The sequence below is a fragment of the Nonomuraea sp. NEAU-A123 genome, assembly GCF_018603905.1.
In the GTDB taxonomy this organism is placed as follows: domain Bacteria; phylum Actinomycetota; class Actinomycetes; order Streptosporangiales; family Streptosporangiaceae; genus Nonomuraea.
In genome coordinates, this window is the sequence record NZ_JAHFZZ010000010.1 from 266,547 (window position 1) to 290,137 (window position 23,591).

A 23,591-nucleotide genomic window follows, 5' to 3' on the forward strand; every position below is an offset into this window, starting at 1 on the left:
TCAATCCACGATTTCTAGCTGCACGTAGGGCGGAGGCGGCTGCACGCTCGTCAGATCGGCCTCCAGGACCACGTGGGCGCCGTTCCGCTCCACCTCCCTGAAACCCGCGAACGCGTAGGTGACCTGCATCATCCGGTTCCGTCCCGTCTCCACGAAGTCGGCCCGCACCGAGACGCCGGCCTCCTTCGCCAGCCGCATGATGTGGTTGAGCATCACCATCCCGACACCGCGCGACATGACCCGGCACGACATCAGCATCATGTTGAGCCGCCAGGAGGTGTCTTCCTTCTCGACCAGCGCGAGCCCGATCTTGCCGTAGCTGCCGAACCGGTCGGTGAGCGAGGCCACCAGCAGCAGGTGGTCCGGCGACTCGCGCAGTTCGTCGAGCTCCTCGTAGGAGTAGGTGCGGCCGGTCGAGTTGAGCTGGTTGGTGCGTACCGTCAGCTCCTCGGCCCGCTGGAGGTCCTCGCGGCGAGCGGGCGCGATGGTGAAGGCCATCTTCAGCCCGGCCAGGAACTCTTCGTTGGTGCCGACGAACTCGCTCTCCAGCTCGTCCCTGGCGATCTGCCCCTGGTACATGCCGCGTCGCTGCGCCGACTCGTCGGTGACGAACCGGGGCGTGAACTCGGGCCGTACCAGCGCCTCGTCCACGTCGACGACGTCGACGCAGGTCACCTCCGGCACCTGGTGCGCCACCTCGGCGCGCTCGAACTCCTGGTCGTCCACGAACGCGAACGCGTCGAGCCCGAGGTTGAGCGCCTTGGAGATCTGGCGGATCGAGTCGGACTTGGCGTTCCAGTTGATCCGCGGGTAGAGGAACAGGTCGTCGAGGCCGAGCTCGCGCAGCTTGCCGAACGCCGCCTCGTGGTCGTTCTTGCTGGCCACCGAGTGCAGCACGCCCATGCGGTCCAGCCGTCTGATGTGCTCGACGACCGCCGGGCGTACCGTGACGTTCTCGTCCTCCAGCAGCACGCCGTCCCACAGCGTGTTGTCGAGGTCCCACACGACGCACTTGATGCGGCCCTGCTTGGGCTTCTCGTGAATGACGGCCACGCTCACAACGTCACCTCCCGTGCCGCCTGGCCGGCGATCGTGATGCGCTGAATCTCGTTGCTGCCTTCGATGATCTCCATGACCTTGGCGTCCCGGTAGAAGCGGGCGACGGGGTAGTCGGGGCTGCAGCCGTTGGCGCCGTGGATCTGGACCGCCTCCGACGCGTGCCTGGCGGCCGCGGTGGACGCGAAGTACTTCGCCACCCAGGTCGCCATGATCGTGGACGCCTCGCCGGCGTCCTTGAGCCGCCCCGCCTCGGCCAGCAGCAGCCGGGCCGCCCGCGCGTCGGTGACCATGTCGGACAGTTTCGCCTGGATCAGCGGCAGGTCCCGCAGCACCGACCCGCCGACCTCGCGGGCCGCGGTGTAAGCGGCCGACGCCTCCAGGCACGCCTGGATGATGCCGACCGACCCGGCCGCCACGCTGTAGCGGCCGAGGTCGAGCGTGCCGGTGAGCACCATGCCCGCGGTGAACCCGCTGGGCCCGAGCAGTGCGTCGGCGCCAAGGGCGACCTCGTCGAACGTCACCTCCGCGAGCATCGACGCGCGGGTGCCCAGCATGTCGTCGATCGGGCGCACCTCGACCCCGGGACTCTCCCTGGGCACCAGGAACGCGCCGATGCTCGACGCCGTACGGGCGAACACCAGGTACAGGTCCGCCCGCTGGCCGCCGGTGATCCACTTCTTGCCGCCGTTGAGCACCCAGCCCGTGCCGGACTGGACGGCGGTCGTGGTGATGCCCGAGGTGTCGCTGCCCGCGCCGGGCTCCGACAGGCAGAACGCGCCCAGGACCTCGCCCTTGGCCAGGGCCGGGGTCCACTTCTCCCGCTGCGCCGCGCTGCCCCACCGCTGCACCGCCCACGACACCATGGTGTGGACCGTGAGCAGGCTGCGGACGGACGAGCAGCCGCGGCCCACCTCCTCGTGGACCTCGCCGAGAGTGACCAGGTCCATTCCGGCGCCGCCCACCTCCTCGGGCAGGAAGGGGGCCCACAGGCCCGCCTCGGCCATCTGGTCCAGCAGTTCCTCGGGGATGTAGCCGGCCTGGTCGTACGCCTCGGCGTACGGAACTATGTACGTGTCCACGAACGCGCGCGCACCGGCCCGGTCGGTGACCGGGCCCGAGACTGGTGCGGCGTCGAGCGCGCTCGGTGCCGGGACGGCGATCGTCACGCGGCCAGCTCCTCCGACAGCCGGCCCACCAGCTCGGCCATCGAGCCGGCGGTCCGGAAGTTGTCGATCCGCAGCTCCTCGTTCGGGATGGTGACCTCGAAGGTCTTCTCCACGAACATCACCAGCTCCATCGCGAACAGCGAGTTGACGAAGCCCAGGGAGAAGATGTCCTGGTCCCCGGCGATCTCTGCCTGCGGGTAGCGGCTGCGGACGAAAGCGAGGATCTGCGCCTCCGCGGTGTTCGACATTGCTGTGCTCCTTTTCCGTGGTTTGGTTAGTTGGCGTAGGTGAAGAAGCCGCGGCCGGACTTGCGTCCGTGCAGGCCGGCGTCGGTCATCTGCTTGAGCAGCGGGCACGGCCGGTACTTGCTGTCGGCGTAGTGCTCGTACAGCACCTCGACGCTGTAGAGGATGGTGTCGACGCCGATCAGGTCGGCGGTCTCCAGCGGCCCCATGGGGTGGCCGAAGCAGCTACGGAACACCTCGTCGACCGACTCGGCCGTGGCCACGCCCTCGTGCACGAGATAGGCGGCCTCGTTGACGGTGAGCATGAGCACCCGGTTGGAGATGAAGCCGCACGAGTCCTTGACGTCGACGGCCCTCTTGCCCATCGCGGTCAGCAGGTTCCTGGTCCGCTCGATGGTGTCGGGGGTGGTGTGGAAGCCGGGGATCAGCTCGACGGCCGGCTTGGCGGGCACCGGGTTCATGAAGTGCACGCCGATGACCTTGTCGGGACGGCCCGTCACGGCGCCGACCTTGGTGATCGGGATGGCGGAGGTGTTGACGACGAACACGGTGTCGGGTCCGCAGGCCGCGTCGAGCGCCTCGTAGACCTCGCGCTTGACGTCCCAGTTCTCCGTCACGTTCTCGATGACGATCTCCGCCTTGGCCAGGGCGTCTGCGCCGACGGCCGTGGTGATCCTGGCGAGGATCGCGTCCGCGTCCAGGGCCGGGCCGCCCATCAGGCGGCTCATCCGGCTGTTGCGCTCGATGATCGCCAGCGCCTGCTGGAGGATCTGCTCGTCCTTGTCGACCAGGACCACGTCGTGGCCGGTCTGGGCCAGGTTCTGGGCCACTCCGACGCCCATCACGCCGGCGCCCACTACGCCGATCACTGTCATGTCTGCTCCGTTCTCTTTCTGCTGGTCTCTTTGGTGGTCGCTTTGGCGGTCGCTTTGGCAGTCGCTTTCGCGGTCTCACCGGCCGCGTCTGCGGGCGGCGGAGGCTTCGAGTCCCGATCGGCGAAGCTGGGCACGTACGTGGCTGCCGCCGTCGGCGCCGTTCCCGGACGCGTGGCCCGTGCCTGAGGACAGGGCCTCGATGGTCTGGCCGAGGGCCGACACGGTCGGCGCCTCGTAGAGGATGTGGGGCGGCAGTTCGTCCAGCTCGAACGCCCGGCGCATCGCGGCCACGATGCTGACGCCGAGCAGCGAGTTGCCGCCGAGCTCGAAGAAGTTGTCCAGGACGCCGACCCGGTCGAGCTTGAGCGAGTCGCACCAGATGCCGGCGATCTGCTCCTCGGCCGACCCCGACGGCTCCTGGTAGGGGGTGACCAGCTCCGGGCGCGGGTGCCGCTCGCCGGTCGCCGAGCTGATGGCGGGCGAGGTGACCGCCTCCAGGTTGAACCGCGAGCTGCCGAGCACCACCGTCGGGAAGTCCTGCGTGGACACCACGACCCTGGGCTCGCCACTGGCCAGCGCGCGCAGCAGCGCCCGCCAGCCGTCCTCGAAGTCGATGCCGACACGGGCCCGGTTGTCGCGGAAGAACTGCTGCAACGCGCCGTCGTACCCGGCCAGACCCTCCTCCCAGGCGTTCCAGGTCCACTCGCCCCAGTCGATGGCCAGAACGCGCCTGCCGGTGCCGGCCAGCCGGTGGGCGTAACCGTCGAGGAAGGCGTTGGCGGCGCAGTAGTCCACCTGCCCCGGACCACCGCCGGTCGCCGAGGTGATGGAGGCGAACAGCACCAGGAAGTCCAGCTCGACCTCGTCGGGCTCGCCGATGCGCAACGCCTCGGCGATGGCCAGAGTGCCCGCGATCTTCGGAGCGAGCACCTGGTCCAGCTCGTCGGACCGCTTGAACTGCATCAACCCCATACCGGGGACACCCGCGGCGTGGAGCACTCCGTGGAGGGCACCGAAGCGCTCGACCGCCGTGTCTACGGCTCGGCGGACGTCCTCGGGCTTGCTGACATCACCGGTGACGATCTCGACACGGGCGCCGAGCTTCTCGATCTCGGTCACCTGAGCAATCCGCCACCTGGTCACCTCATCGACCGCACCCGCGCCGTTCGGTCCGGCGCCGTTCGGTCCGGCGCTCGCCAGGATGCGGGGCCACTCCGAGCGTGGTGGCAGGCCGCGGCGGGCGAGCAGGACGAGGTTGGCGTGGCAGTCGCGGGCCAGGCGTTCGGCCAGGCCGAGCGCGATGCCGCCCAGCCCGCCCGTGATCAGGTAGACGCCGCCGTCGCGGAGCGTCTCCAGGTCCGGATCGACCGCCATGGTCTCGTACCCAGGCACCCAGCGGCGACCGTGGCGCAGCGCCACAATCCGGTCGGCCTGCGGCCGGCGCAACTCGGCCACCAACCCGCCGACCACCGAACCACCCCGACCGGCGAGCGCGGGAGCACCCCGACCGGCGAGCGCGAGGGTGCCCGGAGTGGCGGAGGCGGGCGGGGCGGTCTCCAGGTCGATGAGGCGGGTGGCGACCTTCGGGTATTCCAGGGGGATCACCAGGCAGGGCCCGATCAGCGTCGCGCCGTCCGGGTTCGACACGTCGTCGCCCAGTACCTGCTGCGTGCCGGTGACGGCGACGTCCAGGGACCAGTCGTCGGTACCGGACTCGGCCGCCGCCCGGGCCAGCGCGACGAGCGTGTGCAGGCCGTACCGGATGGTGGTGTCGCCGGGAGCGGCGTCGAGCGTCCAGAGGTGGACCACCCGCTCCAGCGGCCGACCGGCGGCACGCAGGTCGCGCAGCAGCGAGAGCGTGTCGCCCACGCTGCCGGGCCGCACCGTGTATCCGTCGGCGGTGTCGGCGTACGCGTCGCCGGGACGTACCAGCGTGACAGCGGCGCCCGCCGTCCGCCGAAGCTCGGCGGCCACCTGGTCGGCGAGCCCATCGCGGGTGTACACCAGCCACGAACCCGGCTGCGCGCCCGGCGCGGGCGGGGCCGTCTGACGCCACACAGGCAGGTACATCCACTGGTCTTCCGGCAGCCTCGGCAGGTTGGTGATCGCCTCGAACAGGTTGTCCAGGTCGAGCGCGGGAAGCGCACCCACCGGCTGCCGCCGCGCACCGCTCGCGGGCGGGTCGATCCAGTAACGCTGACGTTGGAACGGGTACGTCGGCAGCGGAATCCGCCCCGGCAACCCGGCCCCGAGCACATCGGCGGGTGCTGCGTTCTGGTGTCTGCCGTGGTGGGCGGCCCAGTCGAGGTCGGCGCCGAGCAGCCACAGCCGGGCCAGGCAACCGGCGAGCACCGCGTCCTCCGGGCGGCTGTCGCTGCCGCCGGGCAGCGCGTTGAGGATGAGCGGCCACCGCTGCGGCGGGCACCCGGCGGCGCGTACCAGGGCGCCGAGCGACTGCCCCGGACCGATCTCGACCACGGCCAGCTCGGGGTCGGCGAGCAGCGCGTCGATCCCGTCCGCGAACCGTACGGTCCCGCACATGTGCCGCGCCCAGTAGCCCGGGTCGCACACCAGGTCCGCGTCGGCGATCTCGCCGGTGACGTTCGAGATGTACGGGAGGGCGGGCGGGTTGAGCTCGATGTTCGCCTCGACCCAGGCGGTCAGCTCGTCGCTCAGGCGGGCCAGCATCCTGGAGTGGAAGGCGTGGGTGGTCTGCAGCGGACGGCACGGGATCTCGGCCCGCCGCAGGTCGGCGAGGAGCCCGTCCATCGCCTCGACGGGACCGGCGACGACCGTCACCTGCGGGCCGTTGACGGCGGCGAGGTCCAGCCCCCGCTCGTCGAGCTTGAACCGGCGCCGCAACTCGCCGGCGGGCAGCGACACGGCGGCCATCGAACCGGGCGGCACACCGTCGATCAGCTTCGCCCGGTACGCCACCAGCGCGATGGCGTCCGGCAGCGACAGCACTCCCGCCAGGCAGGCGGCGACGTACTCGCCGAGGCTGTAGCCCAGCATGATCCGCGGCTGTACGCCCCAGGTCATCAGCGTGCGAGCCAGGGCGTACTCGACGGCGAACAGAGCGGGCTGGACAACCTCCGTACGCTCCAGAACACCGACCCGCTCATCACCGCCCGCGCCCGCCTTCGTTGAGCCGTTCGAGCTCGTACGCCCCAGCAGGGCGGCGAGGTCGGGGGCGGTGCCGCGCCCACCCGCCAGCAGGTCGGCGAGGTCCACGTCGCCCAGCGGCCCGCGCAGGAGCTCCAGGCACTCGTCGAGCGCCGCACGGAACTCCGGCTCGCGCCGGTACAGCTCAGTGACCAGACCGGGATACTGCTCCCCCGCCCCGGCCAGCAGGAACGCCACCGGACGCCCCTGCACCGTGTCGACCCGGCTCAGCACGCCGGGCTCCGGCGACTCCCCGGTCAGCACGGCGGCGGCCGACTCGACGCTGTCGACGACGGCGACGCGCCGGTGCTCGAACGTCTTCCGCCCCACCTGGAGCGTGAACGCCACGTCCGCCAGCCGGATACCGGGCGCGGCGGCCAGGTGCCGCCCGAGGCGCTCGCCCGCCTGGTCGGCCGCGGTGGCGTTGCGCGCGGACACGGGCAGCACCTGGTACCTGCGGGAGGACTCGGACGAAACCGGCGGAGCCGGGGGTCTGACTGGAGCCTCCTCGACGACCATGTGCACGTTGGTGCCGCCCATGCCGAGCGAGTTGATGCCCGCGATGCGCGGCCGTCCGTCGCGGGTCCGCCATGGGGAGAGCTGGGCGTTGACGTAGAAGGGGCTGTTCTCGAAGTCGATCTCCGGGTTGGGGCTGGTGTAGTGCAGGCTGGCCGGGATCACCTGCTCGCGCAGCGCGAGCGAGGTCTTGATCAGTCCGCTGGCGCCCGCGGCGCGGTCCAGGTGCCCGATGTTGGTCTTCACCGAGCCGATAGGGCAGTACTGCGTCTCCTCGGTCTCGCCGAACGCCCGGGTAAGCGCGGCCAGTTCGATCGGGTCGCCGAGTTCGGTGGCGGTGCCGTGCGCCTCGATGTAGCTGATGTCCTCGCCGGTCACCCCGGCGTCCGCCATCGCGTCGGCGATCACCCGGGCCTGGCCGACCACGCTCGGCGCGGTGAAGCCGACCTTGAGGGCGCCGTCGTTGTTCATCGCCGAGCCGCGGATCACGGCCCAGATGTGGTCGCCGTCGCGTACCGCATCGGACAGCCGCTTGAGCAGCACCACCGCGGCCCCGTCGCCGAACATGCTGCCCCGCGCCCGCGCGTCGAACGTCCGCACATGACCGTCGGGCGACTCCTGCCCGCCGGGCCCGAACTTGTGCCCGATCCGGTCGGGGACCCGGATCGACACGCCTCCGGCCAGCGCCAGTTCGCACTCGCCGTTCCGCAGGCTCTGTACCGCCAGGTGCGCCGCGACCAGCGAGGTCGAGCAGAACGTCTGCACCGCGACGCTGGGCCCGTACAGGTCGAACAGGTAGGAGACCGTCGTGGTGAGCGCGTCCTTGTCGTTGCCCATGATGATCTCGTAGTGGCTGACCTCCTCCTCGTCGTTCAGGAGGTGCTCGCCCATGCGGAGCAGGTACGTGCTGATGTTGCTGCCGCCGAACACGCCCACCCGGCCCCGGCTCTCGGGCACCGCGTACCCGGCCTGCTCCAGCGCCTCCCAGCAGACCTCGATGAACGCCCGCTGCTGCGGGTCGGTGATCGCGGCCATCCGGGGGCTGAGGCCGAAGAACGCGGCGTCGAAGCCGCTGACGTCGTCGAGGACCGGGCGGGCGGGGACGTACGACGGGTCGTGGATGAGGTCGGGGGCCACGCCGGCGGCCAGCAGCTCCTCCTCGGAGAAGAAGCTGATGGACTCGACGCCTTCGCGCAGGTTGTTCCAGAACGCACCCACGTCGGAGGCGCCGGGGAAGTGGCCGGCCATGCCGACGATCGCGATCCGCCGGTCGTCGTCCGCGTCGGTGCCATCGGTGCTGCTGACGGCGCCATCCGCGGCTCTCTGAGCGACCCGCTTGGCCACCGTCGTGGCGCGGGCGCTGGTCGTGGTGCGGGCGGTCATCGGCGCGGTACGACCGGCGCCGGCGCCCTTCTCGTCAAGGATCCCGGCGAGCGTGTGCACCGTCGGCGCCTCGAACAGCATCACCGTCGGAACCGCGGTCCCGAACCGCTTCTTCACCAGGGCCAGCATCTGCAACGCGACGAGCGAGTTGCCGCCGAGGTCGAAGAAGTTGTCCCTGGTCCCGACCGGCTCGATGCCGAGCACTTCGGACCACAGCTCGGCGAGCGCCCGCTCGGTCGCGGTCAACGGCGGGCTGTACGGCTGAGGCAGTTCGGGACGCGGGAACCTGGTGCCGCCCGCTCCCGGCTCCGGCCCGGCCACCGCCCTGGGCAGCCGGTCATCGAGACCACCCGCCGCCACCACGAGGCTCGGCCGGGAGTCGGCCACCAGCCGATCGAACGCCGCCAGCCCCTCCTCGGTGCTCATGGCATGCGCGGCCATCGCCGCACCGATGCCGCCTTCCATCCCTTCGAGCGTCCGCGACCAGGTGTCCCAGTTCGCGGCCACCCACCGGGTCGGCGAGGCGACGGTGTCGTGGGCGACCGCCGTCAGCGCGGCGTTCGCCGCCGCGTAGCTGCCGAACGTGATGCCACCCAGCAGCGACGACGTCGAGGAGAACAGCACGCAGAACCCGGGCGCCCGCTCAACGGGCAACTCGGCGAGCACCTGCCGCAGAACGAGCGCGCCGGCCACCTTGGCGCCGAAGTGCCTCCCGACGGCTTCCGGACCGAGGTCACGCATCGACAGGAACGTGTCCCTGCCGGTCTCGGCGGCGGCATGAATCACCCCGTCGAGCCGCCCACCATCCCGCAGAGCCTCGGCCATCACGGCGCGCATCGCGTCTATGTCGGTTACGTCCGCCTGCGGCGTCAGCACCTCGGCTCCGAGCGCCCGCAACCGCTGGACGGCCTCGTAGCGCGGGTCACCGGCCGTAGCGGGCACGCCACCGCGGCTGGTGAGGATCAGCCGCCCGGCTCCGGCCCGCACCAGATGCTCGGCCACCAGCAGCCCGACGTCCCCGAGACCACCGGTCATCAGGTACGTCCCACCAGGCCGTACTCCCAGGCCCTCTGTCGGTGCGGTGGTGTCCGGGGCGGCGGGGACGTAGTCGCGGGTGTGGCGGCGCCCGGCGCGGTAGGCCGCCAGGGTGTCGGTCGCCGGGCTGCGGAGCTCGGCCACCAGGTCCCTGGCCGTCGCGGCTACGTCGGTCCCGGCCTCGAGGTCCACGCAGCGGCAGTCGAGGTTGAGGTACTCCTGGTTGGCGACCAGCGGCAGCGTGGCGGCAGCGGCCTGGCCCGGGTCCGGGACCTCGCCGGCGGTGACCGCCTGGCCGCCCCGGGTGGCCACGATGATCCTGGTGCTGTCGCCGCCCTCGCTGCCCCAGGCGTCCAGCATCCGGGAGAGCGGGAGCACCACCTGACGCCCGTCGCCACCGTCGGGGTGGTCGAGCAGCCGCAGGTCGACGAGGGTCGTCGGGCTCTCGCCCACGAGCCCCCGAGCCAGGGCGGTGTGGTCGGCCGCCGACTCCGGGTCAATCGTGTACCCGCCCACCACCTCGGCGAACGCGCCGCCCGGCCGTACCAGCACGATCTCGGTGCCATCCGACCCCAGCGCCTCGACGACCGCGTCGGCGACACCACCCACATCGGCAAGCACCACACAGCGCCCGATCGCATCACCCGCAGACGGGCCTGTCGCGGCGGGTCCGTCGGTTGCGGTCCAGTGCGGGACCATGAGCTGGACGTGCGGGACCGCCTTGTCAGGAGCGGGCGCGGCGACCAAAACGTCAGGCGCGGGTGCGGTCTGGTGGCGGGGTGGGTCGATCCAGTAGCGCTCCCGCTGGAACGGGTAGCTGGGCAGCCCCACCTTGCGTACGGGCCGATCCTGCTGGTAGCCCGCCCAATCGACCGGCACCCCCGCCAGCCACAACCGCCCCACACCCTCGGCCAGCACAACACTGGCCGGGCGGGGGTCGGCGGCGGCGGGGAGCGAGGAGACCACCAGCGGCCAGCGGTCCCGGGGGCAGTCGCGGTGGCCGCGGGCCATCGCCCCCAGCGACTGGCCGGGGCCGATCTCCAGCAGCGCGAGCTCACCCTGTTCGAGCAGCGTGCCGAGTACCGCGTCGAACAGCACGGGCCCGCACATGTGCCGCGCCCAGTAGCCGGGGTCGGTCGCCTCCGCGGCGGTGATGAGGGCGCCGGTGACGTTCGAGACGTACGGGATGCGTGGCTCTTCGAGCGTGACGTGGGTGGCGATCCAGCGGGTCAGCTCGTCGCGTACCGGTTCCATCATGCGGGAGTGGAACGCGTGGCTGGTCGCCAGCGGCCGGCACGGCACCGACTCGCCCGCCAGGAACTCCCTGGCCGCCTCCATCGCGGCGGGCGGCCCGGCGAGCACGGTCAGTTCGGGGCCGTTGACCGCGGCCACGTCCACGTCGGCGATGCCCGCCCGGTTGAGGCGGTTCCGCAGGTCGTCGGCGGCCAGCGGCACGGCGCTCATCGCGCCGGCCGGCAGGGCGTCGATCAGCCGCGCGCGGTGGGCGACCAGCGCCAGGGCCGAGTCCAGCGGGAGTACGCCTGCCAGGCAGGCGGCCACGTACTCGCCGAGGCTGTAGCCGGCCAGCAGCGCGGGCTCGATGCCCCAGGAACGTACAAGCTGGGCCAGCGCGTACTCCACGGCGAACAGAGCGGGCTGCAGCACAGCGGTAGGCATGGTGTCGACCGGCGCCGACCCCCGCCCGAGCAGCCGGTCGAGCCCGGCGGCCTGGCCGGGGTTCCTGGGGAGCAGCATCTCGGCGAGCGGGTCCACCCCGTCGAGGTGGTCGCGGAGCACGGCCCGGCACTCGTCGAGCGTCCGCCTGAACACCGGCTCGGTCTCGTACAGGTCGGCGGCCAGGCCCGGGTACTGCTCGCCGGTGCCCGCTATGAGGAACGCGACAGGCCGGTCGGCGCGGCTGTCCGCGCGGGCCAGTACTCCGGCGTCGCGCAGCCCGGCGACGGCCCCGTCCACGGTGGTGGCGACCAGCATCCGGCGGTGACCAAAGACCTGCCGCCCGCTCTGCAGCGTGTAGGCGATGTCGGGCAGGTGGTGGGTGTCGGAGTCGCTCGCGAGGTGGTCGGCGAGCCGCGCGGTCATCGCGTCGGCTGCGGCGGCGGACCGCGCGGACCACACCAGCAGCTCCGGCCGCGGAGCCGGAATCGGGCACGAGACGGGAGGCGCTTCTTCGAGAACTACGTGGGCGTTCGTCCCGCCGATGCCGAACGCGCTCACCCCGGCCCGCCGGGTCCGTCCCGGTCTGCGCGGCCAGGCGATGAGCCTGGTGACGACCTCCAGCTCGGCCTCGCCGGCGCTGAGCTGGGGATTGGGGGCGGTGAGGTTGCGCGTGGGCGGGATCTCGTCGTGGCGCAGGGCGAGCGCCGTCTTGATGAGGCTGGTGACGCCGGCCGCCCGGTCGAGGTGGCCGAGGTTCGTCTTGACGGAGCCGATCAGGCACGACTCGTCGCGGAACACCTGCTGCAGCGCAGCCAGTTCGGCCGCGTCGCCGAGCGCGGTGCCGGTGCCGTGCGCCTCGACGTAGTCGATGTCGGCGGGCATCAGTCCCGCGCTGGCCAGCGCCTCGGCCATGACGGCTGCCTGCCCCTGTACGCCGGGCGCGGTGAACCCGACCTTCTTGCCCGCGTCGTTGTTGACGGCCCAGCCACGGATGACGGCGTAAATCTGGTCCCCGGCGGACAGCGCGTCCTCCAGCCTGCGCAACGCCACCACACCGACACCACTGCCGAGCGGGCTGCCCAGGCCGCCCGCGTCGAACGCCCGGCACTCGCCGTCCGGCGGCGCGATGCCGCCCTGCTGGTACAGGTAGCCGACCCGGTGCGGCACGTTGACCGCGACGCCACCCGCCAGCGCCAGGTCGCACTCGAACCCGGCCAGGCTGGAGGCCGCCGCGCAGACCGCGACGAGCGACGTGGAGCAATAGCTCTGCACCGCGTAGCTGGGACCCGACAGGCCCAGCGTGTGGGCCACGCGGAGGGTCAGCGAGTCCTTGTCGTTGGCCAGGCCGAGGGCGAGCTCGCCCATGGTGGCGGCGATGTCGTTCGGCATCAGGTTGTGCTGCAGGTACGAGCTCCAGCCGGAACCGCCGAAGACGCCGATCGCGCCGTCGAAGCGGGTGGGGTCGCAGCCGGCGTCCTCCAGGGCCTCCCAGCTGTGTTCCAGGAACAGCCGGTGCTGCGGGTCAAGGATCTGGGCCTCCTTCGGACTGAACCCGAAGAACCCCGCGTCGAACAGCTCGACGCCCTCGATCACCGCACCGGCCTTCACATAGCCGGGATCCGCCAACAGATCCTCGGGCACCCCGGCGGCCCGCAACTCGTCATCGGTGAACCGGGTGATGCCGGAACGGCCGTCACGGATGTTCGCCCACAATCCGGCCACGTCGGAGGCTCCGGGGAACCGCCCCGACATCCCGACGATCGCAATGTCGTTGCCGGAAACCTCACCGGCCAGCTCGTCAGTCACGTCCACAGTCCTCAATTCCGGTCTCATCTCCGGCTCCATCTCGGCCTCATCGCGGCCGTCAACTCCGACTTCAACTGCGGTCCCGTCCGTGACCTCATCCGCGCGCTCATTTCCGTGGGCCGGAACGGGCGCGGCGGCGGCGCTGCCCCCGAGCCGAGCTGGTGGTGAGCGCCTGCCGAGTGCCGCCGTCGTCGTCCCCCGAGCGCTCCAGAGCCGCCGCGAACTCCGCGACCGTCGGGTGTTCGAACAGCACCGCGGGCGCGATGGGCACACCGAGCTCCTTCTCGATGGCGAGCACCATGGCCATGCCGACCAGGGAGTTCCCTCCGAGGTCGAAGAACGGGTCGTGCACGCCGACCTGCTCGATGCCCAGGTAGGCGCCCCACAGATCGGCGATCTTGGTCTCGGTCTCGTTCCTGGGCACCACGAACTCGGTCCGCAACCGCGGCCTCGGGAACCGCTCCCCACGAGGCGCCGCCGCCGCACCGACCAGCGCGTCGAGGTCGAACATGGCCGACCAGTCCCGCAGGACGTCCCGCAGCGGCTGGCGCGCGGCCAGGACGCTGCCGTGGCCGCCGGTCACGATCCGGTCGAGGAACGCGCACCCCGCCTCCTCGGCGAAGCCGTACCTCTCCCGGTAGGCGGCCACCCGCTGGGCCAGGCCGGAAGCGCCCTTCAGTGACTCGACCTGCCAGTCGTCATGCTGCCACGTCCCCCAGGCGACCGACACCACCGTGGTGGACGGCGCGCTCGCCGCCAGCGCCTCGCCGTACGCGTCGAGCACGGTGTTGGCGGCGCAGTAGTCGCCCTCGCCGATGCCGCCGAACGCGGTCACCGCGGAGGAGTACAGGACCAGCAGTTCGGGCCGCTCCTCGGCAGGCGTACCCGCGCCGACCAGCTCGGCGAGTGGCCCCATCGCCAGCACCTTGGGCGCGAGCACCGCACCCGCCTCGGCCACGGTCCGGCGCTGCACCATCCCACCCGCCGGCACACCGGCCGCGTGGATCACACCGGTCAACGCGCCGAAGTGCTCCCGGCACCGCCGCAACGCCCCCCGCAACTCATCGGGAACACCGACGTCAGCGGTCAGCAACAGCACCTCGGCCCCAGCCGCCTCCAGCTCGGCGACGTTCTCAAGGCTCCGAGCCACCTTGCCGTCCTGCTCCGGTACGTCATGTGGGCCGCGCGCAGTCCCACCGTCCCGGTCCGGCACCTCGCGCAGGCCGCTGTGCGACTCGGCGATGCCTTTCAGTGGGGTCCGGCCCACCAGGGCGAGCCGTCGCACTCCGGCTCGTACCAGGTGCTTGGCCAGGCCCATGCCGAGTCCTCGGGCGCCACCGGTGATCAGGTAGACGCCGTCGGCCCGCCACGGGCTGTCGGCCGGCTCGCCACGGTCCGGGACCTCGCCCCAGCTCTTCACCCAGCGACGACCCCGCCGCCACCCGGCCAGCCGGTCGTGCGCCTCGTCCGGCTCCCTGAGCAGCTCATGGACGAGCTGCCCGGCCACCTGCCCGCCGTCCTCGGGGTCGAGGTCGACGCCGCTCCAGGTCAGTCCGGCGTACTCGTGGTGCGCCGCCCGTCCAAGCCCATGCGTCACCGCCCGGTACGGCGCGACCGCGTCGCCACCGAGGATCTCGGCCGCCCCTCGGGTGACCGTCAGCAGCCGCACCCCCTGGCGCGCGGGCAGCTCACCCAGCGCCTGTACGGCCAGCAGCAGACTGTCGAACCCGTGCCCGATGGCCCCCCGCAGCTCCTCGTCGGTGGCGTACACAGGGGTGACAGCCGTCGCGAGCTGGCTCCACAGGTGGACCACATGCACCGGCCCCGGCTCCGTCACAGCGGCGAACGCCTGGGCGTAGTGCTCGGGCACGGCGGGATCGATGACGATACGCCGCCCGTCCTGCCGCAGCCCGTTCCCGGCCACGACCTCGACCACCTGACTCCCGGCCGCGGCGACCAACTCGGCAAGCTCCTCACCGACCCCCTCCGAGTCGACGAAGACCACCAACGGCCCACCCAGCCGTACGACCTGACGACCGCCGGGAGAGACGAGGTGCGCCGGAACGGGGCGGGTGGTGTCCTGTTGCCAGATCGGGGTGAAGGCGAAGTCGGCCGGTTTGGTGGGTCGGTCGGGGCGCGGGACGTCCTGGCCCTGGTCCGGCCAGAAGCGGGTGCGTTGGAAGGGGTACGCGGGCAGGTCCACGAGGCGGGCGGTGGCGGGGCGGGTGAGCTCCCAGTTCAGCGTGACGCCCAGCTCCCACAGCCGTCCGCACGCCTCCAGCAGCTCGGCGCGGGCGTCCGGGCGCTCCCCCGCCGTCCACAGCGGCGGCAGAGTCCCGAGTACGGTGGCCGGCCGGTCGGACAGGTTCTGCCGGACCAACCCACCGAGGGTCTGGCCGGGGCCGATCTCGACGAAGGCGTCCACTTCCTGCGCGACGCAGTGCCGTACGGCGTCGGCGAACCGGACCGGACTGACCAGCTGATCGGCCCAGTACTGGGAACTGGTGGCCTGCTCGGCGGTCAACGCGACACCGGTGAGGTTGGACACGATCGTGGTGGCCGGGACCTGACGTGGCACCGAGTCGAGCAGCGCGGCCAGCTTCTCGCGGGCGGGCTGGAGCAGCGACGAGTGGAACGCGTGCGCGGACCGCAGCGACCGGCAGGCGACACCCTCGGCGGTGAGCCGGCGGGTCACCGTCTCGATGTCCTCGGGGAGCCCGCTGAGCACGGTCATCGAGGGCCCGTTGAGCGCCGCGACATCGACCTCGGTCTCGATGCCGGTCTCGATGCCGGTCTCGGTCTCGGTCTCGGTGCCGGTGCCGGTGCCGGCACCGGCGAGTAGTTCCCGGACGCGGTCCTCGCCTGCGGCGACGGCGACCATGCGGCCCGCCGGGGCGGCGGCGATCAGGCGGGCTCGTTCGGCCACCACGTACAGGGCGTCTTCCAGGGTGAACACGCCACCCAGACAGGCCGCGACGTATTCGCCGAGGCTGTAGCCGATGAGCATGTCCGGGGTGACGCCCCAGTGGGACAGGAGCCGGGCCAGGGCGTACTCGACGGTGAAGAGGTACGGGTGCGCGATCTCGGCGTGGCTGAGCGGGTCGTCGGCCCGGTCGGGTCCCGGGCCGTCGCGGCCGAGCAGGCCCGCGAGGCCGGTGGGGGCCGCGGGCTCGTCCTGCCCGTCGGTGGAGAAGAGCGGTCGCAGGTCCACGCCGCAGCGCTCGGCGGCCAGCTCGACGCACCGGTCGACCGCCTCGGCGTAGACGGGCTCGGTACGGTACAGCTCCCGGCCGAGGCCCGCGTATTGGTCTCCGACGCCGGGCAGCAGGAACGCGACCCGTGGACGGCCCTTCACCCGGTGCACGCCGCCCTCGGTGGCGACGCGGCCCAGCAGGCGGGCGGCGTCCTGGAGGTCGGTGCAGACCAGCGCGCGCCGGTGGTCGTGCTCGGCACGACCAGCCTGCAGCGTACGGGCCACATCGGCCAGGGCCGACTCCGGCCGGGCCACCAGCGTGGCGGCCAGCCGCCCGGCGTGCTCGCGCAGGGCGGCGTCACTGGCCGCCGACACGGGCAGCACCAGCGCCCGAGCATCCCCGGCCCTGCCGGGTTCTGGCAGATCGACGGCTGACCGCGCAGAAGAAGCGGACGTGCCGTGCCCGGTTTCCGTGGCGGGAGAAGCGGTGTTGGGGTCGGGGGCGGATTCCAGGATGAGGTGGGCGTTCGTGCCCGACCAGCCGAACGAGCTCACCCCCGCCAGCCGCGGCCCCGCCCCCACGAACGCCTGCGGTTCCCCCGCCACCGGCACGACCGTCCCGTCCTCCGGGATCGCGGCCGCCGGCTCGGACAGGTGCAGGTTCGGCGGGATCAGTTCGTTCTCCAGGACCAGGACCGTCTTGATCAGCCCGGCCACTCCGGCGGCCGCCTGGGTGTGCCCGATGTTGGTCTTCACCGCGCCGACCCGCAGCGGACGCTCGGCGGGGCGAGCGCCGAAGACGTCGTGCAGCGCCGACAGCTCGATGGCGTCGCCCAGGTGGGTGCCCGAGCCGTGCGCCTCCACGTACGAGATGTCCTCGGGGGTGACCCGCGCGGCGGCCAGGGCGCGGCCGATCACGTCGACCTGGGCGCTCCGGCTGGGTGCGGTGAGGCCGTTGCTGCGGCCGTCCTGGTTGACGGCCGAGCCGCGGATCACCGCGCGGATGCGCCGGCCGTTCTGGATGGCCTTGGACAGCGGCTCCAGCACCACCACGCCGCCGCCCTCGCCCATGACGTAGCCGTCGGCGCTGGCGTCGAACGTCTTGCACTTCCCGTCCGCGCACAGCATCGACGCCGCGCACGCCTGGATGAAGGTGCTCGGGTGGAAGGTCATCGACGCCCCGGCGGCGATCGCGAGGTCGCATTCGCCGCGCCGCAGTGCCTCCGCCGCGAGGTGGACCGCGATCAGCGAGGAGGAGCACGCCGTGTCGACGGCCAGCGTGGGGCCGCACAGGTTGAGCAGGTAGGCGATGCGCCCGGCGGCGACGCTCATGGACGAGCCCTGGCCGAGGTACGGGTCCGCGAGCGCCTCCGCGCCGTGCCGTTCGAGCTGGAGCCGGCCGTACTGGAGGCTGTCCATGTAGCCGACCATCACGCCGGTACGGCTGCCCGACAGGCGCGACGGCGGCGCGCCCGCGTCCTCCAGGCCCTCCCAGGCCAGTTCGAGAAGGAGGCGCTGCTGCGGGTCCATCCGCAGGGCCTCGCGCGGCGAGAGGCCGAAGAACTCGGCGTCCCAGCCGGCGATGTCCGGCAGGAAGGAGCCGTACCTGGTGTACATGCCGCCGGCGGCGCGCGGGTCGGGGTCGTAGTAGTCGTCGATGTCCCACCGCGAGGATGGCACTTCGGTGACCGCGCTGCCGCCGTCGCGCAGCAGGTTCCAGAAACCCTCGACCGTGTCGCCGCCGCCGGGGTAGCGGCACGCCATTCCGATGATCGCGATGGGCTCGTGCTGACGATCTTCGGCCTCGGCGAGGCGGCGGCGGGTCTGGGTCAGTTCGACGGTCACGCGCTTGAGGTAGTCGCGTAGTTTGTCCTCGGTCGCCATCGGACGAGCCTTTCCGGTAACGAGAGTCATGGTCAGAGTTCGTTGTCGATGAGCGCGAAGATCTCTTCATCGGTCGCGGAGTCGATCTTCTCCGCCGCGCCGTTCCTGCCGGTGGGGTCGGCTCCGAGCCTGGTCAGGGCACTCTGCAGGATCGGGATGAGCCTGCCGCGGATGCGCTCGGCGTCGCCGTTGGCACGGGCGAGCGTCGACTCGACCCGTTCCAGCGCGTCGCGCAGCGTGTCCTCCGCCGAAGGGGCCGCCGGCGCGAGCCTCCTGAACAGGTAGTCGGCCAGCGTGGTGACGGTCGGGTGGTCGAAGACCAGGGTCGCGGGCAGTCGCAGCCCGGTGTCGGCGTTGAGCCGGTTACGCAGCTCCACGGCCGTCAGCGAGTCGAAGCCGAGTGTGTTGAACGCGCTGCCGACGTCGACCGCGTCCACGTTGTCGTGCGCCAGCACGGCGGCGACGTGCGCGCGGATGATGTCGGTGATCAGCCTGCGGGCGTCGCTCTCGGACAGGCCGGGCAGGCGGGCCGCGAGCCCGGCCGTTCCCGCGTTCTGCCCGGATCCGGTACGGCGCGGGGCGCGGACCAGGCCGCGCAGCAGGGGTGGCAGGTCACCCGCCGCGGCCCTGGCACGCAGCCCGGGACCGTCCCAGCCGGAGGCGACGACGAGGGGTTCGTCCCCGCCGAGCGCCGCGTCGAACAGCTCCAGCCCCTGTTCCACGGTCAGCGCCGCGACTCCCGCGCGGGCCAGGCGGGCGGTGTCGGCCGCCGTCAGCGCACCGGTCATGCCGGAGCCGGTCTCCCACAGGCCCCAGGCCACCGACACCGCGGGCAGGCCGAGCCCGCGCCGGTGCGCGGCCAGCACGTCGAGGAACGTGTTCGCGGCGGCGTAGTTGCCCTGCCCGGCGTTGCCCAGCACGCCCGCCAGCGACGAGAACACCACGAACGAGGTGAGCGGAAGGCCGCGGGTGAGCTCGTGCAGGTGCCACGCGGCGTCCGCCTTCGGGGCGAACACCGTCTCCAGCTTCCCCTCCGACAGTCCCTCCAGGGTGGCGTCGTCCAGGACCCCGGCGGTGTGGACCACGCCGGTCAGCGGCCGGTCCTCGGGGATCGAGGCCAGCAGTACGGCCAGGGCGTCACGGTCCGACACGTCGCAGGCCGTCACCGTGACCCTCGCGCCGAGGTCTTCCAGGCTCGACACCAGCGCGCCCGCCCCCGGCGCGGCGGGTCCGCGCCGCGACACCAGCACCAGATCCCGGACCCCGTGCCGCTCCACCAACCGCCGCGCCACCAGCGCACCCAGACCACCGGTCCCACCGGTCACCACCACGGTCCCGGCGCCCTGAGGAGAACCGGCCGTCAGGACCGTGCCGACGGAAGGTCGGGCCGGGCGGCGGGTCAGGCGGGGCGCCAGTGCCGCTCCGTCGCGGATCGCCAACTGCGGCTCCCCGGCCTCGATCGCCGTCGCCACCAGGTCCCAGTCAGTGGCGCCCGCTTCCACGTCCACCAGCGCGAACCGCCCAGGCTGTTCGGCCTGCGCCGACCGAACGAGGCCCCAGACGGCCCCGGCGGCCACCCCCGCGGCATCGACGCCATCCGCGGCGAAGACACCCTGGGTCACGAACACGAGCCGGGCCCGCGCGTCGGCCGGCCAGCTCCGCAGCAGCCCCAGCACCCGGCCGAACAACTCCCGCGCCCCCGCGGTCACGCCCGTGGCCGGAGCCACACACCGGACCGCGACGAAGTCCGCCGCGAAGCCCGCCCCAGCGGCCGACTCGCCTAGCACCGCCGACAGGCCGTCCTCATCCAGCCAGACCCAGCGCGATCCACCGTCCTCCGGCCGGGCCCCGGCGAGCTCCACGGGCACCTTCACCCAGTCCAACCCCTGCGGAACCACAGCCGCCGAAGACGACCGCTCGACCGGTACGGCCCTGGCCCGCAGCGAGTCGATCGACAGCACCGCCCGGCCGGAGACGTCGGCCGCCTCCACCACGCCGTCGTCCCCCGCCCACGCCAGCCGCACCCGCAAGACCGAGACCCCCGGCACACCCAGCCGCACCCCCCGGAACACGAACGGCAACCGCACGTCCCCCGACCCCGAGCCCCCGAGCAGCAACGGGTGAAACGCCGCATCGAGCACCGCCGGATGCATCCCGTACCCGTCGAGCTCCAGCCCGTCCGGTGCCACAACCTCCGCGAACAGCTCCTCGTCCCGCCGCCACACCGCACGCACGCCCTGGAACGCCGGACCGTACTCATAACCGGAGTCCGCCAGCCGCTCATAGCCGCCCTCGACGTTCACCGGCGACGCATCCGCAGGAGGCCAGGCGGCGGCCCAGCCGCACTCCCCGCCGGACTCCGCCGCCTCGACGAGCGTGCCCGACGCATGCCGTACCCACTCGGAATCGGGCCCGGCGGAAAAGACGGTCAGCGCCCGCCGGCCGGCGGTGTCCGGCGGGCTCACCGTGATCTGCAGCCCGACCTCACCCGCGCCGGGCAGCACGAGCGGCGCCTCCAGCGTGAGCTCCTCCAGAAGGTCGCAGCCCGCGACCGCCGCCCCCTCCAACGCCAGCTCGACGAACGCGGCCCCCGGCAACAGCACGCCCCCGGAGACCGAGTGGTCGGCGAGCCACGGCAGCTCGGCCGTCGACAGCCGCCCGGTGAGCAGGAACCCTTCGTCGGCCACGGGAACCACGGCGGTCAGCAGCGGATGCCGCGAGCCGCCGACGTTCGCGCGCCGTTCAGTGCTCTTGAGCCAGTACGTACGCCGGTCGAAGGCATAGGTAGGCAGATCCACCTGCCGATACGGCACGTCCGCCAGCGCCGCCCGCCACTCGACCTCGGCCCCGAGCACGTACGCCTGGGCCAGCGCGACCAGGAACCGCCGCCGATCACCGGCACCGCGGCGCAACGACCCGCAGACCCCGGCGGTGATGCCCGCCTCGTCGCAACTGTCCTCGATGTCGCCGCCGAGCACGGGATGCGGGCTGACCTCGACGAACAGCGGCGTCCCGAACGACGCGAACGCCCCGATGGACTCGCGGAACAGGACAGGATTGCGCAGGTTGTCGTACCAGTAGTCGGCGTCCAGCCCGGTCGGCTCGACGAACGTCCCGGCCATGGACGAGCAGAAGGCCACGTCCGTCGCCTGCGGCGCAAGACCGGCCAGTGCGGCGAGCAGTTCGTCCCGCAGCGCCGCCATGTGCGGGGTGTGCGAGGCGTAGTCGACGGCGATCCTGCGTACCCGGACCGTCTCACCCCAGGCCGCGGCGGCCTCGTCGAGCGCGTCCACGTCACCCGCCACGACCGTGCCGGCGGGGCCGCTGTGCACAGCCACCCACAACCGGTCCGCCCACGGCTCCAGCCGGACTTCCTCGGCCGGCAGCGCGACGGCGAGCATCCCACCCGTGCCACCCAGCCTGACCAGCGCCTTACTACGGAGCACGACCACCTTCGCCGCGTCATCGAGCGTCAACGCCCCCGCCACAAAGGCCGCCGCGATCTCCCCCTGCGAGTGACCCACCACCGCCGCCGGCTCCACGCCCAACGACTGCCAGAGCTCCGCCAACGACACCATCACCGCGAACAACACCGGCTGAACGACGTCCGAACCTTCAAGCTCGCCCGCCCGCAGCGCCGCCACAACCGACCAGCCCGTGTACGGCATCAACGCCTCATCACACCGGGTCATCCACTCGCGGAACACCTCACTGGAATCCAGCAGATCAACCGCCATCCCCGCCCACTGCGACCCCTGACCCGGAAAGACGAACACCGGCCGCGCATCCGGCAGCGCCGTACCGCTGGTCACGGCCGCGTGCGACTCACCCAGGGCCAGCGCCGACAGGCCCGCCACCAGCTCGTCCCGGTCCGCGGCCACCACCACCGCGCGGTGCGCGAACCGCGCCCGCCGAGCGAGTACGGCCCCCGCGACGGCCAGATCCTCATCAGCCGCGGTGGCCGCGTACGTGCCCAAACGGCCCGCCTGCGCATGTAACGACATTTCCGTCTTGGCGGACAACACCCACACCAGCGGGCCATCCACCGCCACGGGTTCGGGCACCACCTCCGGCGCCTGCTCCAAGATCACATGAGCGTTCGTCCCGCTGATGCCGAACCCCGAGACCGCGGCCCGCATCGGCCGGTCCGAGACCGGCCAGGCCACAGCCTCCGTCAAGAGTTCCACGGCCCCGGCCGACCAGTCGGCGTGCGGAGTCGGCTCGTCCACGTGCAAGGTGGCGGGCAGGGTCCGGTGTTCCAGTGCCTTCACCATCTTGATCACCCCGGCGACCCCGGCGGCGGCCTGGGTGTGGCCGATGTTCGACTTCACTGAGCCGAGCCGCAGGGGGCGGTCCGCCGGCCGGTCCTGCCCGTAGGCGGCGATGATCGACTCGGCCTCGATCGGGTCGCCGAGCCGGGTGCCGGTGCCGTGGGCTTCCACGGCGTCGACGTCGCGGGGTTCGAGCCGGGCGTCGGCCAGCGCCTGCCGGTACACCTCCCGCTGAGCCTGGCCGCTCGGCGCCGTCAGGCCGTTGCTGGCGCCGTCCTGGTTGACGGCCGAGCCACGGACCACCGCGAGGATCCTGCGGCCGTTGCGTTCCGCGTCCGACAGCCGTTCCAGCAGGATCACGCCGGCGCCCTCCGCCCAGGCGGCGCCGTCGGCGGCGGCCGAGAACGCCTTGCACCGGCCGTCGGGCGACAGGGCCTGCTGCCGCGAGAACTCCACGAACGGGTCCGGCGCCGCCATCACCGTCACGCCGCCGGCCAGCGCCAGCGAGCACTCACCGCGCCGCAGCGCCTGAACCGCCAGGTGCACGGTAACCAGCGACGACGAGCAGGCGGTGTCCAGCGTGACGGCCGGGCCCTCCAGCCCGAAGGTGTACGACACCCGTCCCGACAGGACGCTCGGCGTGCTGGAGGTGAGCAGCGTGCCCTCGACGGACTCGGGGATGGCCCCGAGGTAGCGGTCGGCGTAGTACTCGTACATGGTCCCCGCGTAGACACCGGTCCTGCTGCCACGCAGCGCGCCCGGGTCGAGTCCGGCCCGCTCGAACGCCTCCCAGCTCACCTCCAGGAACAGCCGGTGCTGCGGGTCGGTGGCCAGCGCGCCGCGCGGGCTCATCCCGAAGAAGGGCGCGTCGAAGTCGCCCGCGTCATAGAGGAAACCGCCATGCCGCGTGTACGACTTGCCGAACGCGTCGGGAGCCGGGTCGTAAAGAGCATCGACGTCCCAGCCTCGATCGGCGGGGAACTCACCGATCGCGTCCACACCCGAGGACACCACCTCCCACAGATCCTCAGGCGCGGCCACGCCACCCGGATAGCGGCAGGCCATCCCGATGATCGCGATGGGTTCGTGGCGACGGTCTTCGATCTCGGCGAGGCGGCGGCGAGTCTGGGTCAGTTCGACGGTCACGCGCTTGAGGTAGTCGCGCAGTTTGTCCTCGGTCGACATCTGTCGCCTTTCGCAGGTATCGGGGGTCTACAGTGCGTTGTCGATAAGTGCGAAGATCTCTTCGTCGGAGGCGGAGTCGATCTGCTCCACGACGCCGTCCCCCCCGTTCGGACCGGCGCCGAACCTGGTGA

The 23,591-nt window shown here is 72.2% G+C and carries 7 protein-coding genes; all 7 read right to left on the reverse strand.

The window, feature by feature from the left end; genetic code table 11:
• The 7 genes from KLK06_RS31270 to KLK06_RS31300 all read right to left on the reverse strand — a co-directional run bounded on the left by KLK06_RS31270 (position 1) and on the right by KLK06_RS31300 (position 23,460).
• Positions 1–1,059 (reverse strand): HAD-IIIC family phosphatase, encoded by a 1,059-nt coding sequence (locus tag KLK06_RS31270; RefSeq protein WP_308168528.1) that lies wholly within the window; start codon positions 1,057–1,059, stop codon positions 1–3.
• Entirely contained in the window at positions 1,056–2,225 is a 1,170-nt protein-coding gene (locus KLK06_RS31275) for an acyl-CoA dehydrogenase family protein (protein WP_308168529.1), read from the reverse strand. Before KLK06_RS31275 ends, KLK06_RS31270 begins: the two co-directional genes overlap by 4 nt.
• Positions 2,222–2,473, reverse strand: coding sequence for an acyl carrier protein (locus KLK06_RS31280; RefSeq protein WP_214639248.1), 252 nt, complete (start codon positions 2,471–2,473; stop codon positions 2,222–2,224). The genes KLK06_RS31275 and KLK06_RS31280 overlap by 4 nt, the downstream gene beginning before the upstream one ends.
• Before the next feature lie 26 nt (positions 2,474–2,499).
• Positions 2,500–3,345 (reverse strand): 3-hydroxyacyl-CoA dehydrogenase family protein, encoded by an 846-nt coding sequence (locus KLK06_RS31285; protein WP_214639249.1) that lies wholly within the window; start codon positions 3,343–3,345, stop codon positions 2,500–2,502.
• A 75-nt stretch (positions 3,346–3,420) separates the two neighbouring features.
• Entirely contained in the window at positions 3,421–12,927 is a 9,507-nt protein-coding gene (locus tag KLK06_RS31290) for a type I polyketide synthase (protein ID WP_214639250.1), read from the reverse strand.
• A gap of 106 nt (positions 12,928–13,033) precedes the next feature.
• Complete coding sequence (locus tag KLK06_RS31295; protein ID WP_214639251.1) at positions 13,034–18,004, reverse strand: type I polyketide synthase; 4,971 nt, start codon at positions 18,002–18,004, stop codon at positions 13,034–13,036.
• Positions 18,005–18,036: 32 nt separating this feature from the next.
• Complete coding sequence (locus KLK06_RS31300; protein WP_214639252.1) at positions 18,037–23,460, reverse strand: type I polyketide synthase; 5,424 nt, start codon at positions 23,458–23,460, stop codon at positions 18,037–18,039.
• Between the last annotated feature and the right edge of the window lie 131 nt (positions 23,461–23,591).

Excerpts from the sequence above, each read along its gene's own strand:
- KLK06_RS31280 (WP_214639248.1), bottom strand. The coding sequence starts at position 2,473 with ATGTCGAACACCGCGGAGGCGCAGATCCTCGCTTTCGTCCGCAGCCGC.
- KLK06_RS31285 (WP_214639249.1), bottom strand. The coding sequence starts at position 3,345 with ATGACAGTGATCGGCGTAGTGGGCGCCGGCGTGATGGGCGTCGGAGTG.
- KLK06_RS31295 (WP_214639251.1), bottom strand. The coding sequence starts at position 18,004 with ATGGCGACCGAGGACAAACTACGCGACTACCTCAAGCGCGTGACCGTC.
- KLK06_RS31300 (WP_214639252.1), bottom strand. The coding sequence starts at position 23,460 with ATGTCGACCGAGGACAAACTGCGCGACTACCTCAAGCGCGTGACCGTC.